A 15272-nucleotide genomic window follows, 5' to 3' on the forward strand; every position below is an offset into this window, starting at 1 on the left:
CAGCTATGAAACCAATACTGGAGACGATCGACCTGGTAAAGTACTACGGGTCCGGCACCAATGTGGTGAAGGCCATTGACCATACGGATCTTGCGATCCGACGGGGCGAGTTTACCGCCATCGTGGGGAGGAGTGGCTCCGGAAAGAGCACTCTGCTCCACATGCTGGGAGGGCTGGACCGGCCGGACAGCGGGAAGGTCCTCATAGAGGGAAAGGACATATTTAAGCTGAAGGAAGAGCGGCTGGCTGTGTTCCGCAGGAGGAAAATCGGGTTTATCTTCCAGAGCTACAATCTGGTCCCCTCCCTGAATGTGTGGGAGAACATTGTCCTCCCCATCGGCCTGGACGGCCGGCGGGTGGACCGGGATTTTGTCATGGGTATTATACGGCGGATCGGCATGGAGGACAGGCTCCACGCCCTTCCCTCCACCCTGTCAGGGGGGCAGCAGCAGCGGGCTGCTATCGCCAGAGCTCTGGCCAGCAAGCCCGCTATAATCCTGGCGGACGAGCCCACGGGCAATCTGGATTCCAAAAACGAGCTGGACGTGATCAGCCTCTTAAAGAGCTGTGTCAGCGAGTACGGGCAGACCCTTGTGATGATCACCCACGATGAGACGATCGCCCAGATGGCGGATCGGATGATCCTCATCGAGGACGGGAGGGTGGTGAGCGCATGAAGACAGTGACAAAGACCGCCCTTGCCAACCTGAAGCTGAATCGGGGGAGAAACCTGATCAGCGGGTTTGCCATTTTGCTGACTACTCTTCTTATATTTTTTACTATCACCATCGGGATGGCCGCGGGATCTGTGGAGCTGGCCGCCGTCAATGTCTACTATCCAACCTACCACGCCATGTTCCGGGGCGTGACGGAGGAGAACGCGCAGAGGCTGGAAAGCCAGAATGAGATTGAGACCATGGGACTGAGAGAGGATTTCGCCTTTGGCGTGGACGACGACTCGGACATCGGCTTTTACGCCATGGACGAGGAGGCGACCCGCCTCAGCAAGCTGGAGCTGGGGGAGGGTCGTTTCCCCAGAGAGGGGAAGGAGATCGCCCTCTCCAGGGGACTCCTTGCCGAGTACGGCGTGGAGGCCGGCATCGGAGACGAGGTGACGCTGCCCTTTCAGCTGGTGGAGGATGGCGGCCTGGGGTGGCAGCAGGAGGACACCTTCCGGATCACCGGCTTCCTTGAGACGGACACAGACCCGGAGGACAAAGCCTACGGCGTTGTCTGCTCCCTGGACTATATGCGGGCCGCTGTCCCTGAAAGCGACAGGGCCTACCGGGTCCTGCTCCGGCTGAAGGACACCGCCGGAGAGGGGGATGGGATCGAGACTGTGGACGCTCTGGAGGAGAAAGCCTGTGAGATAGGAGAGGACTTTGGCGTCGACCCGGACGATGTAGTTGTCAACAAGACCTACCTTCTGGCCAACTATACAGATCCGGGCCTTTACACCGGGATCGGGGCCATCATCCTGGTGGTAGCCGTGGCCGGCGTTCTTTCCATCTACAGCATCTACTACGTGTCTATGGCGCCAAGAATACAGGAGTACGGCCGCCTCAGGGCCATGGGGGCCACGAAAAGACAGATCCGGCAGATCGTGTTCCGGGAGGGGCTGGCAGTGGCCTTTGCGGCGCTCCCCATGGGCCTTCTCCTGGGCAGTATCCTGGCCAGGCCGGTGCTGCTTATCATCTATAAAATGGCGGACAACATAGAGACCACCTACACAGAGCCGGGCCTGCACCAGCTCTGCATCGAGCTGCTGGAAAAGGGGCAGGTGCCCATCCTTCGCTGGTGGATCTACCTGCTGACCATCCTGGCGGTCCTTGCCACCGTCTGGCTGTCCCTTGTAAAGCCCATGCGCCTGGCGGCCAGAGTTTCCCCTGTGGAGGCCATGCGCTATCAGGGAGGTGGCGGCCGGAAAAAGGAGAGAAAGGGATATGAGAGCCTGAACGTTTCCAGACTTACGCGGACCAATCTGGGGAGAGACAAAAGACGGACTGTTCTCACGATCCTCACCCTGGGCTCCATAGGCGTCCTCTTTATGGCTGTGGCGACGGTCCTTTCCTGCGCTGCGCCGGAGGAGATCGCCAGGCAGGAGTTTGAGGGGGACTACCAGATCTACGTGGACAGCTGGGAGGGGGACAAGATGAACCCGGACAGGTCCTGGACCAGCCTCATGAGGGACAATCCCCTTTCCCCCGCCTTTACAGAGGAGGTTCGCTCTGTCCCCGGCGTGGAGGAGGTGAAGGTCCGATCCTGGCTGTCAGGCAGTCTTCCGGAGCTGGATCCGGAGTCCCGGATCACGAGGGCCAACCTGGAGGGCTATGAGGACTCCTATAAGGATGTTATCCGGTCAGGTATCACAGAGGGAACAGCGGACTGGGAGGAGCTGAAAAAAGGGGAAAAGCTCATCATGCACCGGCGTCTGCAGCACTGCTTCCCGGATCTGACAGCGGGAAGCCGGGTGCAGCTCCTTCTGGAGACGGACCAGGGGCCGGTGGAGAAGACCTTTGAGATTGCCGCGGTGGGGGACTATCCATCGGGGATCAGCAGCGGCAATTTCCTTCTGCCCCAGGAGGCCTTTGCCCAGTTCACCCCGGCGAACCTGAGCCAGACCCTTGTCATCACTGTGGATAAGGGCCAGAAGGAAGCGGCCTTCCAGACCCTGGACACTCTGGCCCAGACAAGCCCCTACCTGGCCACGGACACCTATGACGCCCATCTCGAGACGTGGAAGAGCGGCACGGGGATCATGGCCTTTCTCGGATACGCCTTCCTCATTGTCCTGGGAGCCATCGGCGTCATGAACCTTGTGAACACCATGATCAACAGCATCTACACGAGAAAGAAGGAGCTGGGAATGATGCAGGCTATCGGCCTGTCGGAAAAGCAGCTCCTTGGGATGATGCAGCTGGAGGGCCTGTTCTACACGGCGGGGACTCTGGCAGTGGCCCTGGGCATCGGAAGCCTGGCAGGCTACGGCATTTTCCGGTACATGAAGGCGGAAAATATCATGAATGTGACCAGCTATCACTACCCGGTTTTTCCGGCTCTGCTCCTGGCTCTTACCGTGGTGCTCATCCAGATGCTCCTCACCCGCGCCGTGTCCCGCAGCTTCCGGAAGATGAGCCTGATCGACCGGATACGCTACTCAGAATAAAGGGACAACACCGCACAACACCGCGGCCTGTAAAAAGTCCAGCGCTATAGCTGCGCTGGACTTTGCCGGTCTCTTCTGCTAAAATAGACTGAATATGTGGGAGTGAAGGAAATTCTGCGCTCCTGTTGTGAGGAGGATGTGAGCTATGTATGAAGTGATGAGCGCTGACGAGGCAATCCGCCTGATCCGGGACGGAGACTGTATCTGCGTCAACTCGTTTGTGGGGATCGAGAACCCGGTGGAGCTCCACGAGGCGCTGTATAAGCGGTACCAGAGGATGCAGTCTCCCAGCCATCTGACCATTATCTCCAGCGCGGGGTTTGGCGTCTGGGACGAAAACAGAAACGCGGAAGGGTACATACGGGAGGGGGCTGTGGACCGACTGATCTGCGGACATTTCGGCGCTATGCCAAGCACCAAGAAGCTGGTGCTGGAGGACAGGTTCGAGGCCTACAACCTGCCTCTTGGATGTATCTCCCACGCCATCCGCGCGCAGGCGGGAGGGCTGCCGGGGGCTCTCTCCAAGGTAGGGCTTGATATTTTTGTGGATCCGAGAAAAGAGGGACCGGGCATCAACAGGCTCTCTATCGATGACTCCCTTGTAAAATACGTGGAGGTGGACGGGGAGGAGTTCCTCTACTACAAACTTCCGAAGATCACGGTGGCTCTCATAAAGGGCACTGCCGCCGACAGGAAGGGCAATATTTCCTTTGACGATATGTTCATGTCCGGTGACGCTCTGTCCATCTGCCAGGCGGTGAAGGCTAACCACGGCAGGGTGATCGTCCAGGTGGACCGGCTGGTGGACACTCCCTCGCGGCCAAGGAACGCCATCATCCCCGGTTGTCTGGTGGACGCCATCGTGGTGGCTGAGCCGGAAGAGAGGAACGAGGCCTACTCCGCACTTACAGGAAGCTTTGAAATCCCTTACTCGGAGTGGAACGCCTGGAATGAGAAGATTGACAATGTCTCCTCCAGGCAGCGCAGCAACAGCGCGGCCGGAAATATCATCGGGAGGAGAGCCGCCAAGGAACTGCGGGTGGATGACATCGTGAATATAGGGATCGGCATCCCGGAGATGGTGTCCAGACACGCCCGCAAAAACGGCATGCTGGATATGGTGACGCTCACAGTCGAGTCCGGAGGCATCGGCGGCTTCCCTGTCTCAGGGGAGGTGTTTGGGGCTATGATCGGGGCGGCTTCCGTGTACGACATGGCCAACCAGTTTGACCTGTATGACAACGGAGGACTGGACATCTGCTTCATGGGCGCCCTGGAGGTGGACAGGCAGGGGAATGTCAATGCTCACCGGGGAACGGGAGCCTTCGCGGGCATCGGGGGATTTGCCAATATCACAGCTAAAACGCCCACCGTGGTGTTCTGTCTCACATTCAACACAAAAGGGCTGGAGGTCTCCCAGAAAAAGGGAACAGTCACGATTGAGAGAGAGGGGACCATCCCCAAGTTTGTGGAAAAGGTAAAAAGCGTCAGCTTCTCGGCAAGCCGGGCCATTGCCAATGGACAGAAGGTTTTGTATGTGACGGAGCGCTGTGTGTTCCGGCTGACGCCCAAGGGGCTGAAGCTCATAGAGGCCTACCCGGGTGTGGATGTGCAAAGAGATATCCTTGACCGCCTCCCCTTTGACGTGGAGAGCTGAGAGCATCCTTTTCCCCAGGGGCGGCTGAGCGGACAGAAGGGCCGCGCAAAAGAGCACAATAATATTGACAGAACAGAGTGCGTGATAGTATCCTGAAATCAGAATACTTTATCAGCGAGGAGGAAAAAACATGAGATATCAAATTCAGGGAGAGACTCTTCCCGTAGTTATCTGCGAGCTGGAGGGCGGAGAGACGATGATCACAGAGGGCGGCGGCATGGCCTGGATGTCCCCCAACATGAAGATGGAGACGTCCACCAACGGCGGTGTAGGCAAGGCCTTTGGCCGGATGTTCTCCGGTGAGTCCATGTTCCAGAACAACTATACGGCCATGGGAGGCCCCGGCATGATCGCCTTTGCCTCCAGTTTTCCCGGATCTATCCGCGCCTTTGAGATTACGCCCGGCAACGAGATGATCTTCCAGAAAAGCGCTTTCCTGGCAGGCGAGGCAGGGGTAAATATGTCCATTTTCTTCAATAAGAAGATTGGAGCCGGACTCTTTGGAGGCGAGGGCTTTATCATGCAGAAATTCAGCGGGAACGGAACAGTTTTCGCGGAATTTGACGGGCATGTGATAGAGTACGAGCTCCAGGCAGGACAGCAGATCGTGGTGGATACAGGGCATCTCGCCGGTATGACCGCCAGCTGCAACATGGAGATCAAGAGCGTTCCGGGCGTGAAAAATATGCTCTTTGGAGGAGAAGGATTTTTTAACACGATCATTACCGGACCGGGGCGCATCTGGCTTCAGACTATGCCCATCAGCAATGTGGCAGCCGTGCTCCGCAATTACATAACAACCGCAAAATAGCAAAAAAACGCAGGATTTTTATAGGCAGAAATACTAACGCCGGATGTCGAATAATCTGAAAATTGGGCAGTTTTCACAGCAGTAGTCAGGAGAGATTGCATTTTCCGGAGAGTGTGATATAATATTGACGACTTAAAAAAGGAACGGCATAAAGAGAAAAATATTGTAAGCAGTAAGATCTAGGAGGAATTGAAATGGCTACAAAAAAGACAGCAGAAACAAAAGTTGGTGCACAGAAGACAGTAAGCAAGGCATCAACCAATGTTGTGACTGCGGCGGCACAGAAGGCTGCGGCAGCTGCTGATACAAAAGAGGCTGCAAAGAAGGAAGCTGTTAAGACAGAGGCTGCCAAAGAGACAACTGCCAAAGAGGAGACAGCGAAGAAGGCTGCCGCGCAGGCAAAGACTACAGCCGCAGCGGCAAAGAAGGCTGACGAAGCAAAGACAGCAGAAAAAAAGACAGCGCAGAAGAAGGCTCCGGCAGCAAAGAAGCCTGCAGCTAAAAAGGAGATCAAGGTAAAGACCTATGTTCAGTACATGGGAAGAGAAGTGGAAGAGAAGGATATGATCGCCGCTGTAAAGAAGAGCTGGACAAAGGCTTCCGGCAAAAAGGTGGGAGACATTAAGTCCATCGATCTCTATGTAAAGCCTGAGGAGGGCGCGGTTTACTATGTGGTGAACGGAACAGATACAGGTTCTGTTGCTTACTAGGAGCATAAAACATAACAGACAGAGGGCGTGGAGCAGAAAGGTGCTGCGCCCTCTTTTTTTGTCGCGAAAAAAAGTCGGAATATTTCTAAAATAAAAATAAATTAAAAGATAAGTAAAATTTATTTAAAATAAATATTGACAAATATGAAAATGAGTGGTAATATAAAGTCACAAAATAATAAACGAGATAAAAAACAGAATATAAGAAGTTTTTTATAGGTTTATTATTTTAGCTTTGAAAGACGGATGATATCTATAAGTTAAAAGGAATATGACAATTAGCTTATTACAGTTGGATAATAAGTATTCATATTCTAAAAAAGATTTATAGACAGAAGCCGGAATTCAGAGTCAATAGTTTAAGAAAAGGAGGTACGGACCGCCAAAAAATTAAACTATCTATACTGATCATTGTTGAAGGAAGTCCAAAAAGGCTGATACTTGAAAGCCAGAGTACTGAGAAAGAATTTTAACAGGGATATGAAAATATCCGGGAATTAAGGTTTTAGTATCAGGAATAATATAGCAGACAGGTAAAAGTCATACGATGAAATTGAAAGTGATCAGTATAAAAAGAAGATCATTTTTTACTACATGTGTAGGGAAAGGAAGAAAAATGATTGAAACAGTAAAGTAGAGACGGGTGTCAGTTTAGTTTGAAATTGATGCCCGTCTCTACTGTCTTCTGCTGTGTGCGGCACGGGAAGAAAAATATAGACTTAACAGAGAAAGAAAAAGATGCTATAATACTGCTGAATAATTAATACAGGGACAAAGGAGAAGGTTATGGACGAATTGATGTCGATGATGAATCAACTGGCCGATGGGGAGACGGCGCAGGTCGCACAGAGTGTGCAGGAGATCATGCAGGAAAGTATAGTTCCCGCTGTGGCTGCTGTTGTTCTGGGACTTGTCATCTGTTTCTTTGGATTAAAGCTGATCCGCGTACTGGCGGCCATAACGGGTATCTGCATCGGAGCTGTGGCGGGAGCGGCCCTGGCTTTGGTGTTCGGCCTGCAGGGGACGGCTGTCCTGGCTGCGTCGGCCGTGGGGGCAGTTCTGTTTGCCTGCCTTGGAGCAATCCTCAGGAGAGTGGGAGGATTTCTCTTTATATGGGTTCTCACGGCGGGTGTGCTGGAATGGTTTTTGGCGCCGGGCACGGTGCCCTTCCATCTGATCTGTCTGGGCGTGGGACTGGTGATCGCGGTGATCACAGCCATTCTGATGGATCCCATCATTATCGTGCTCTCTTCCGTAGGGGGAGGCATTGTGGCTGGCCTGGCAGTGTCGGCGCTTCCGGGACTTGACCTGAATATCCTCCTTACATACGGGATATGTGCAGTTCTTGCCATCCTGGGCATAGTCGTGCAGTTTATGATGAAGTCCAGAGAAGTGGGCAAGAAGGAAAAACGCTATTCCGAGTCTGTGAAAGAGGAGAAGTCGGTGGAGACGGAAGTGGAGAAGGCAAGGATGCTGCTGGAGGATGATCCGGCGGACCTGGAGACAGACCTAGAGACAGACCTGGAGGCTGACGGAGAACCGGAGGAAAAAACGGAAGAAAAATAACAAGTCTGATTTATAGGACACCTCATCTGCTATGGTATACCCATAGGAAGAGAGGTGTTCTTTTATGTACAGGATAAGCAGAATTTTATTGATGGGAGCCGGCTTTGTATTGGCGGCGGGAGCAGCACTGATCTTTGGCTTTACAGAGTGCAGGATGGACGGGACCGCATATATGTGGATCTGCCTTCTGGGTCTGGCAATGATCTACGGTTCCAGCAAAGGACTGTCACAGGAGCATTAAGGCAGGGGACAAGGCGGAGAACAGGTCAGGAGAGCCGGACAGCGCATTGGTTTTTTCACTCCGTTGTGCTATAATAAAATCATGTCAAAGGGACATATTAAAGTGCAAAGGAGGCTTACTGATGAAACTGGATATGCATTGTCATGTAAAAGAAGGGTCACTTGACAGTAAGGTAAGCTTGGATGACTATATTACAAAGCTGAAGCAGGAAGGCTTTGACGGGATGCTCATTACAGATCATGACACGTACAAGGGGTACAGGCACTGGAAATATGAGCTGAAGGGGAAGGCCCATGAGGATTTTGTCGTGCTGAAGGGGATCGAGTACGATACCTGTGACGCGGGACATATCATCTGCATTATGCCCGAGGGCGTGAAGATGCGCCTTCTGGAGCTGAAGGGGATGCCTGTGCAGATGCTGATCGACTTTGTGCACCGGCATGGCGGCATACTGGGACCCGCCCACCCCTGCGGAGAGAAATATCTGAGTTTTACAAACACAAAGAAATATTTTAAATCGCCTGAGACGATCAAGCGGTTTGATTTCATCGAGGTGTTTAATTCCTGCGAGCCGGAGGAGTCCAATGTCAGGGCTGCCAGGCTGGCCGAGAAGTATCAGAAGGTGGGAATCGGCGGCAGCGACTCCCACAAGATCGAGTGTGTGGGAAAGGGTTATACGATCCTGCCCCAGCGGGTGACCTGTGAGACAGAGCTGATCACCCTGATAAGGGAGAAGGCGGCTATTGAGGCGGGAGGTACCCTGTACGGCAAGACGACGAAGGAGAAGCTGGGAAAAATGAACAAGATCCTGCCCTACTCCTTCTGGTTTTACAACAAGGGAGGCGCTCTTCTGAGAAAGAGGAAGAGAAAGCAGAAGGGCAGGATTGAAAATCCGGTAGATCCCATTGATCCCATCGAAATTCCCTATCTGGACGAGATCAACAAGAGATAGGAAGCGGCGGGGCAAAGGTCAGTGACCGACAGGGCACAGCTGACAAAAAAGAAGGGGCAGGCTGCAAAAAAGCCTGTCCCTGTACTATGTATGCCTGGGACGGCCGGTGTCCGGGAGTGACTGCGGCCGGGCCGGACGGCGGAGAAGAGAGAGGACAAAGGAGAAAGAGAAGATGTATGTTTTATGGTGCAGGCTGTTTCAGAGGGTGATGAAGTTTTTTATGGATATTGTTCCCTTCTGGCGCAAGCCGAAAATGATCACAGGCAGGGACAGCCTGAAAAAGCTTCCCGATATGCTGCGGCATAAGGGAATTAAGAACGTGATGCTGGTGACAGACCCGGGAATCGCAGCCCTGGGACTTCACAACCAGCTTCTGGAATGGATCCGGGAGGAGGGGATCGAGTGCGTGGTGTACGACAAGACCACGGCAAATCCAACTATCGCCAATGTGGAGGAGGCTCTGCAGCTCTACAGGGAGCACGGCTGTCACGCCCTCATTGCCTTCGGAGGCGGCTCCCCTATGGACTGTGCGAAGGGAGTGGGAGCGAGAGTGGCAAGGCCTCACAAAAAGATTTCCTCCATGAGAGGGGAGTTGAAGATCCTGAAGCCTATCCCTCTGCTCATCGCCGTGCCCACCACGGCCGGGACAGGAAGCGAGACTACCCTGGCGGCGGTGCTGACGGATGAGAGGACCCATGAGAAATACGCCCTCAACGACTTTGTGCTGATCCCCAAATATGCGGTTCTGGATCCGGTCCTGACAGAGGGGCTGCCGCCCTCTATCACGGCGACCACCGGTATGGACGCCCTGACCCACGCGGTGGAGGCATACATAGGAAAGAGCAACACAGCCCAGACCATAGAGGACAGTGTGACGGCTGTGAAGCTGATCTTCAAAAATCTGGAGCGGGCCTACAGGGACGGATCAGATATGGAGGCCAGGGAGAACATGCAGAAGGCCTCTTTCCTGGCCGGCGCCGCGTTTACAAGGGCCTATGTGGGCTACGTCCACGCCATTGCCCACAGCCTGGGCGGGGAGTACGGTATTCCTCACGGCCTTGCAAACGCAGTGATTCTTCCCTATGTGCTGGAGGACTACGGCAGCTCCGTGTACATGTCTCTGGCTGAGCTGGCGGACATCGTGAAGATCGGACAGGAGCTGGACAGCGACCAGGAGAAGGCGAATGCGTTTATCGCTGAGATCAGGGACATGAACAGGCGGATGGGAATTCCGGATAAGCTGGAGGGCATCCGGGAGGACGATATTGATATGCTGGCAAAGAGGGCGTCAAAGGAGGCCAATCCCCTGTACCCGGTTCCCAAAATTATGAAGAAGGATCAGCTGAAGGAAATCTATTATCAGATACGCGCGTAGGAGGAGAAAAGATGGCAGAGTATAAAGAAATGATGCAGAAGCAAAGAGAGTATTTCCGCGCCGGCGAGACAAAGAATGTGGCTTTCCGGCTGCGGCAGCTTGAGCGTATGGCGAAGTGGATCGATCAGAATGAGGAGGACATCATGGAGGCCCTGAAGCAGGATCTCCACAAGTCTCCCTTTGAGGCCTACGCCACGGAGATCGGGATTGTCAAGGAGGAGATACGATATACACTGAAGCACCTCAGGAGCTGGGCGAGGCCGAAGAGGGTGCCAACTCCCATCACCCAGTTCCCCTCCAGGTCCTTTATCTACCCGGAGCCCTACGGAGTGGTGCTGATCATGTCGCCCTGGAATTATCCCTTCCAGCTCACCATTGCTCCTCTCGTGGGAGCTATCTGTGCCGGCAACTGTGCGGTTGTGAAGCCCTCCGCCTACTCCGCCGCCACCTCGGCGCTCATCGGGCGGATGATCAGAGAGCTGTTTCCGGAGAAGTATGTCAGTGTGATTGAAGGGGGAAGGAAAGAAAATGAGGCTCTCCTGAACGAACGATTTGACTATATTTTCTTTACGGGCAGCGTGAACGTGGGGCGCTACGTGATGGAGAAGGCCTCCGCTAACCTGACTCCTGTCAGCCTGGAGCTGGGCGGCAAGAGCCCCTGCATCGTGGATGAGACGGCGGATATCTCCCTGGCTGCGAAGCGGATCGTCTGGGGAAAATTCCTGAACTGCGGCCAGACCTGCGTGGCCCCTGACTACATTTTCGTCCACAAAAATGTGAAGGAGAAGCTGCTTAAGCAGATGGCAAAGCAGATACGCAGGATGTATGGAAATGATCCCTGCAGAAACGAGGAGTACCCGAAGATGATCAACAGAAAGCACTTTGACAGAGTGCTGGGCCTGATCCGGGACGCCCACGTGGTGTGTGGAGGCGGGAGCAGACAGGATACCCTGCAGATCGAGCCCACCATCCTGGACCAGGTTACATGGGAGCATCCGGTCATGCAGGAGGAGATATTCGGGCCGGTGCTGCCGGTCATGACCTTCTTTGATCTGAAGGAGGTGGTGGAACAGGTCAGCGCAAGGCCAAGGCCCCTTGCCCTCTACCTGTTTACAAAGAAAAAGGAGAGAGAGGCCTATGTGCTGAAGCACGTCTCCTACGGCGGAGGCTGCATCAATGACACGGTGGTGCACCTGGCCACCTCCTACATGCCCTTTGGCGGCGTGGGGGACAGCGGCATGGGCGGTTACCACGGGAAGGACAGCTTTGATACGTTTACCCACAGGAAGAGCATTATGAAGAAGTCCTGTCTCATCGACATACCGGTCAGATATGCCCCATTTAAGAAAAAACTGGATCTTCTCAAGAAGATCCAGTGATAGGCCGGCTGCGCCCGCTCCGGGCTACAGCAGCAGGCCGATGTGGTAGATGAGGAAGCTCATCACCCAGGCCACTACAAATTGGAAACACACGAAGCAGGCGGTGAGACGCCTGCTTTCTGTCTCTCTGCGGATCGTTGCAATAGTAGCCGTGCAGGGCACATAGAGAAGACAGAAGACCATCAGGGCGTACGCGTTTACCGGGCCAAAGCCCATAGACCCAAGTGTGGAGGCCATGGCGGTCATGCCGTGGGATGTGGTGATGTTCTGGATGCCAAAAAGCACGCTGCAGCTGGAGACCACCACCTCTTTCTGGGCGATGCCCGCGATCAGCGCCACCACAATCTGCCAGTAGCCAAGTCCAAGGGGGGTAAACAGCGGCACAACCGCCTTTCCCACATATGCGCCGAAGCTGGTGCCTATATCTGTCACATAACCGGAGGGACCGAAATTCAGGAGTGCCCACATGATGACGGAGGCCAGGAAGATGACGGTTCCCGCCTTGGTCAGGTAATCCTTGATTTTCTCCCATACATAGATGGCGATTGTCCGGGCGTTGGGAGATTTGTACTCCGGCAGCTCGATGAGAAGTGCGTGCTCGGCCTTGCTTCCGTCAAATTTGGAGATGACGAATGCGGAGGCGATGGCTACCAGTATGCCCAGCAGGTACATGGAGTAGCACACCAGCATGGCGTTCTTCCCGAAGAACATGGAGGAGAACAGTACGTAGATGGGAAGCCGTGCGCTGCAGGACATAAAAGGAGTGATCAGGATCGTCTTCAGCCGGTCCTTTCTGTGCTCCAGAGCTCTCGAGGCCATAACAGCGGGAACCGAGCATCCAAACCCCAGGAGAAGGGGGATGAAAGCCCGCCCTGAGAGGCCCAGATGGCTCATGATATCATCCATGACAAAGGCTACCCGGGACATATACCCGCTGTCCTCCAGAAAAGCCAGGGCCAGGAACAGGATAAAAATGTTGGGCAGGAAGGTCAGGATACCGCCCACGCCGGAGATGATCCCGTCCACGATCAGTGAGGTGACCATGGGGCCTGTCCCCACAGCGGCGAGACTGTCTGAAGCGACTCTGGAGAAGGCGTCCAGCCCGATCTCAAAGTAGCCCTTCAGGAAGTCTCCCACTGTGAAGGTGAGGAAGAATACAAGGGCCATGATGGCGAGGAAGATGGGAAGCCCCAGCCATCTGCTGGTGAGGTATCTGTCAATATGGTCTGTGCGCGCCTCGTTTTTCGATTTGTTGACAAGAACCTCCTGAATAATCTCCTCGATAAAATTGTACTTCTGATTAATAATATCCTTTTCGTAGTCCCGGTCGATGACATCCGTTAGATCAATGGGGTACTGGTCGTTGACATTTTGATCCCTCTCCAGATATTTGATGGCATGCCACCGCTTGTTGTCCATGTCCGGATAGGAGGCGTTCAATCTGTCCATGATCTGGTCGATCTTATCCTCTATGTAATCCTCGTACACCATGGCGTACTCCTGATGATGGTTGTGTCTGTGGGAGGAGTGCTCTCCGTGGTGATGGTGGATAAAGGGGCTCTGCTTGGCATGGTCCTTGTGATGCGCCACTGCGTGAAGCAGGATGGACAGCCCTGTTTTTTTTCTCGCGGAGACCGGGATGGCCGGGATGCCCAGCATCTCCGGGAGGCGGTGCAGGTCGATCTCCATGCCCCGCTCCTCCACAATGTCCATCATGTTCAGAGCCAGTACGACGGGCTTGCCCAGCTCGATGAGCTGGAGAGTCAGATAGAGGTTTCTCTCCAGGCAGGAGGCGTCCACCACATCCACGATGACATCCACCTCGTCGCTCAGGATGCACTCCCTGGACACAGTCTCCTCCATGGTGTAGGAGGTGAGACTGTAGATGCCGGGGAGGTCGATAAGGCGGAAATCCTGTCCCTCGTAGGTTGCGTGCCCCTCCTTCTTCTCCACTGTGACGCCGGGCCAGTTGGCCACCTTCAGGTTGGCGCCGGTGAAGGCGTTGAAGAGGGTGGTCTTGCCGCAGTTGGGGTTGCCTATGAAGGCCACATTAATTGAGTCTGCCATTTTCCGCCACCTCCTTCACATCGATATTGTCGGCAATCTGCCGGCCGAGGGCAAAGCGGGTGCCCCGGAATTTTGCTGTCAGGGAGCCCTTCTTGTCATTGTTTAAAATGGTGATCAGAGCTCCTTCCGTTAGCCCCAGAGCCTCCAGACGGCGCTCCAGCTTTTTTTCAGTGTGTATTCCACATACCTGGTATGTGTTGTTATTTTTCCCTTGTTTCAGTGTCATTTGTAAGTCTCCTTTATTGAGAAAAATTATCTTCTAGTGTATGATTATAGCATTATTTGACTGTACTGACAATGTGAAGTATAATCTTGCTGTCACGCTCCCCGCGGCCTTCTGTTTTTTTTTTCTGATGAGGCCGGCGGAAGAGGGGGCTTTGTGAAAGGAGTTTCATATGCAGATATACAGACTGCTGCTTTATTTTTTTCTATACAGCTTTCTCGGGTGGTGCACAGAGGTGGCTTACGCCACGGTGAAGGAGAGGCGGTTTGTCAACCGGGGATTTCTAGGCGGCCCCTGGTGCCCCATATACGGGGTGGGCGTGTCCGCGGTGGTGACGCTGCTGGACGGTTTCCAGGACAGTCTGCTGCTTCTTTATCTGTCCTCCTTCGTGCTGGTGACTCTGATCGAGGGCATGACGGGATTTATCATGGATAAGATATTTCATCACAAGTGGTGGGACTACACAGGTCTTCCCTTCAATATCGGCGGGTATGTGTGTCTGCCCTTCTCCATTGCCTGGGGAGCCGCCTGCCTGGTGATCGTAAAGGGCGTCCACCCCCTCGTTGAAAGGCTGGTGGGGCTCCTGCCAGAGGCCGCGGGCCTTGCCCTGATCTGTGTCCTGACGGCAGGCCTCGCGGCTGACCTGGCCGTGACGACAGCGGGCATACTGAAGCTGAACAGGCGTCTGGATATGCTGGAGCGGATCGGCGCGGAGCTCCGCGAGATCTCGGACAGGATGGGAGCCAATATCCACGAAAATGTCATGGATGCCATGGAGAGGGCGGAGGTGCTGGAGAACATGGCTCAGGCCAGAAAAGAGCGGCTTGACGCCATTTCCGGGGAGGCGAAGGAGCGCCTGGACCTTCTCTCTGAGGAGACGAGGGAGCGGTACGATATGCTCAGACAGCGATACGCGGAGCTGACCGGTGCGACCCTTCAGGCCAGCCGACGCCTTGTGAGGGCCTTCCCCAGGATGGAGTCCAGAAGGCACAAGGAGCTGCTGGAGGAACTGAAGAGGAAGCTGGAGGAAGTGACGAGAAAAAGATAGGGCAGGATAGAAAAAAGGCATTTCAAACAGAAAAAGGGCATTTCCGATCACACAGAGGATCAGAAATGCCCTTTTTT

General features: G+C 54.2%; 13 protein-coding genes. 11 read left to right on the forward strand and 2 right to left on the reverse strand.

Features of this window, described 5'->3' with window-relative positions; genetic code table 11:
• Positions 1–5: 5 nt before the first annotated feature.
• The 10 genes from H7U36_RS04585 (at position 6) to H7U36_RS04630 (ending at position 11857) form a co-directional block, all read left to right on the forward strand.
• A complete protein-coding gene (locus H7U36_RS04585) occupies positions 6–677 on the forward strand; it encodes an ABC transporter ATP-binding protein (RefSeq protein ID WP_033126730.1) in 672 nt (223 codons plus the stop codon).
• A complete protein-coding gene (locus tag H7U36_RS04590) occupies positions 674–3166 on the forward strand; it encodes an ABC transporter permease (RefSeq protein WP_205155761.1) in 2493 nt (830 codons plus the stop codon). The genes H7U36_RS04585 and H7U36_RS04590 overlap by 4 nt, the downstream gene beginning before the upstream one ends.
• 145 nt (positions 3167–3311) lie before the next feature.
• Positions 3312–4823: a CoA-transferase gene (locus H7U36_RS04595; protein ID WP_205155762.1), complete on the forward strand. Its 1512-nt coding sequence runs from the start codon at positions 3312–3314 to the stop codon at positions 4821–4823.
• A gap of 130 nt (positions 4824–4953) precedes the next feature.
• Positions 4954–5634: a TIGR00266 family protein gene (locus tag H7U36_RS04600; RefSeq protein WP_052084120.1), complete on the forward strand. Its 681-nt coding sequence runs from the start codon at positions 4954–4956 to the stop codon at positions 5632–5634.
• A 194-nt stretch (positions 5635–5828) separates the two neighbouring features.
• Positions 5829–6344 (forward strand): DUF6465 family protein, encoded by a 516-nt coding sequence (locus H7U36_RS04605; RefSeq protein WP_205155763.1) that lies wholly within the window; start codon positions 5829–5831, stop codon positions 6342–6344.
• Between the two features lie 786 nt (positions 6345–7130).
• A complete protein-coding gene (locus H7U36_RS04610; protein ID WP_205155764.1) occupies positions 7131–7910 on the forward strand; it encodes an ABC-2 transporter permease in 780 nt (259 codons plus the stop codon).
• Positions 7911–7974: 64 nt separating this feature from the next.
• On the forward strand, positions 7975–8151 hold the full coding sequence (locus H7U36_RS04615; protein WP_156111855.1) for a hypothetical protein: 177 nt from the start codon (positions 7975–7977) through the stop codon (positions 8149–8151).
• A gap of 121 nt (positions 8152–8272) precedes the next feature.
• Positions 8273–9103 (forward strand): PHP domain-containing protein, encoded by an 831-nt coding sequence (locus tag H7U36_RS04620; RefSeq protein ID WP_191428317.1) that lies wholly within the window; start codon positions 8273–8275, stop codon positions 9101–9103.
• 172 nt (positions 9104–9275) lie between these two features.
• Positions 9276–10478, forward strand: a complete 1203-nt coding sequence (locus tag H7U36_RS04625) for an iron-containing alcohol dehydrogenase (RefSeq protein ID WP_191428318.1) — start codon at positions 9276–9278, stop codon at positions 10476–10478.
• Between the two features lie 11 nt (positions 10479–10489).
• Positions 10490–11857, forward strand: a complete 1368-nt coding sequence (locus H7U36_RS04630) for an aldehyde dehydrogenase (protein ID WP_191428319.1) — start codon at positions 10490–10492, stop codon at positions 11855–11857.
• Between the two features lie 24 nt (positions 11858–11881).
• On the opposite strand, the gene feoB is transcribed toward H7U36_RS04630, so the two are convergent.
• Both feoB and H7U36_RS04640 read right to left on the reverse strand, forming a co-directional pair.
• Positions 11882–13924, reverse strand: a complete 2043-nt coding sequence (gene feoB / locus H7U36_RS04635; RefSeq protein ID WP_033126722.1) for a ferrous iron transport protein B — start codon at positions 13922–13924, stop codon at positions 11882–11884.
• Positions 13908–14150, reverse strand: coding sequence for a FeoA family protein (locus H7U36_RS04640; RefSeq protein ID WP_191428320.1), 243 nt, complete (start codon positions 14148–14150; stop codon positions 13908–13910). The genes feoB and H7U36_RS04640 overlap by 17 nt, the downstream gene beginning before the upstream one ends.
• Before the next feature lie 169 nt (positions 14151–14319).
• Between H7U36_RS04640 and H7U36_RS04645 the strand changes: the two genes are divergently transcribed.
• A complete protein-coding gene (locus H7U36_RS04645) occupies positions 14320–15195 on the forward strand; it encodes a putative ABC transporter permease (protein ID WP_205155765.1) in 876 nt (291 codons plus the stop codon).
• The last annotated feature ends 77 nt before the right edge of the window (positions 15196–15272 follow it).

Source organism: Faecalicatena fissicatena, assembly GCF_016900595.1.
Lineage (GTDB): Bacteria > Bacillota > Clostridia > Lachnospirales > Lachnospiraceae > Claveliimonas > Claveliimonas intestinigallinarum.

Excerpts from the sequence above, each read along its gene's own strand:
- H7U36_RS04600 (WP_052084120.1), top strand. The coding sequence starts at position 4,954 with ATGAGATATCAAATTCAGGGAGAGACTCTTCCCGTAGTTATCTGCGAG.
- H7U36_RS04610 (WP_205155764.1), top strand. The coding sequence starts at position 7,131 with ATGGACGAATTGATGTCGATGATGAATCAACTGGCCGATGGGGAGACG.
- H7U36_RS04625 (WP_191428318.1), top strand. The coding sequence starts at position 9,276 with ATGTATGTTTTATGGTGCAGGCTGTTTCAGAGGGTGATGAAGTTTTTT.
- H7U36_RS04585 (WP_033126730.1), top strand. The coding sequence starts at position 6 with ATGAAACCAATACTGGAGACGATCGACCTGGTAAAGTACTACGGGTCC.
- H7U36_RS04590 (WP_205155761.1), top strand. The coding sequence starts at position 674 with ATGAAGACAGTGACAAAGACCGCCCTTGCCAACCTGAAGCTGAATCGG.
- feoB (WP_033126722.1), bottom strand. The coding sequence starts at position 13,924 with ATGGCAGACTCAATTAATGTGGCCTTCATAGGCAACCCCAACTGCGGC.
- H7U36_RS04645 (WP_205155765.1), top strand. The coding sequence starts at position 14,320 with ATGCAGATATACAGACTGCTGCTTTATTTTTTTCTATACAGCTTTCTC.
- H7U36_RS04640 (WP_191428320.1), bottom strand. The coding sequence starts at position 14,150 with ATGACACTGAAACAAGGGAAAAATAACAACACATACCAGGTATGTGGA.
- H7U36_RS04605 (WP_205155763.1), top strand. The coding sequence starts at position 5,829 with ATGGCTACAAAAAAGACAGCAGAAACAAAAGTTGGTGCACAGAAGACA.
- H7U36_RS04595 (WP_205155762.1), top strand. The coding sequence starts at position 3,312 with ATGTATGAAGTGATGAGCGCTGACGAGGCAATCCGCCTGATCCGGGAC.
- H7U36_RS04620 (WP_191428317.1), top strand. The coding sequence starts at position 8,273 with ATGAAACTGGATATGCATTGTCATGTAAAAGAAGGGTCACTTGACAGT.
- H7U36_RS04630 (WP_191428319.1), top strand. The coding sequence starts at position 10,490 with ATGGCAGAGTATAAAGAAATGATGCAGAAGCAAAGAGAGTATTTCCGC.
- H7U36_RS04615 (WP_156111855.1), top strand. The coding sequence starts at position 7,975 with ATGTACAGGATAAGCAGAATTTTATTGATGGGAGCCGGCTTTGTATTG.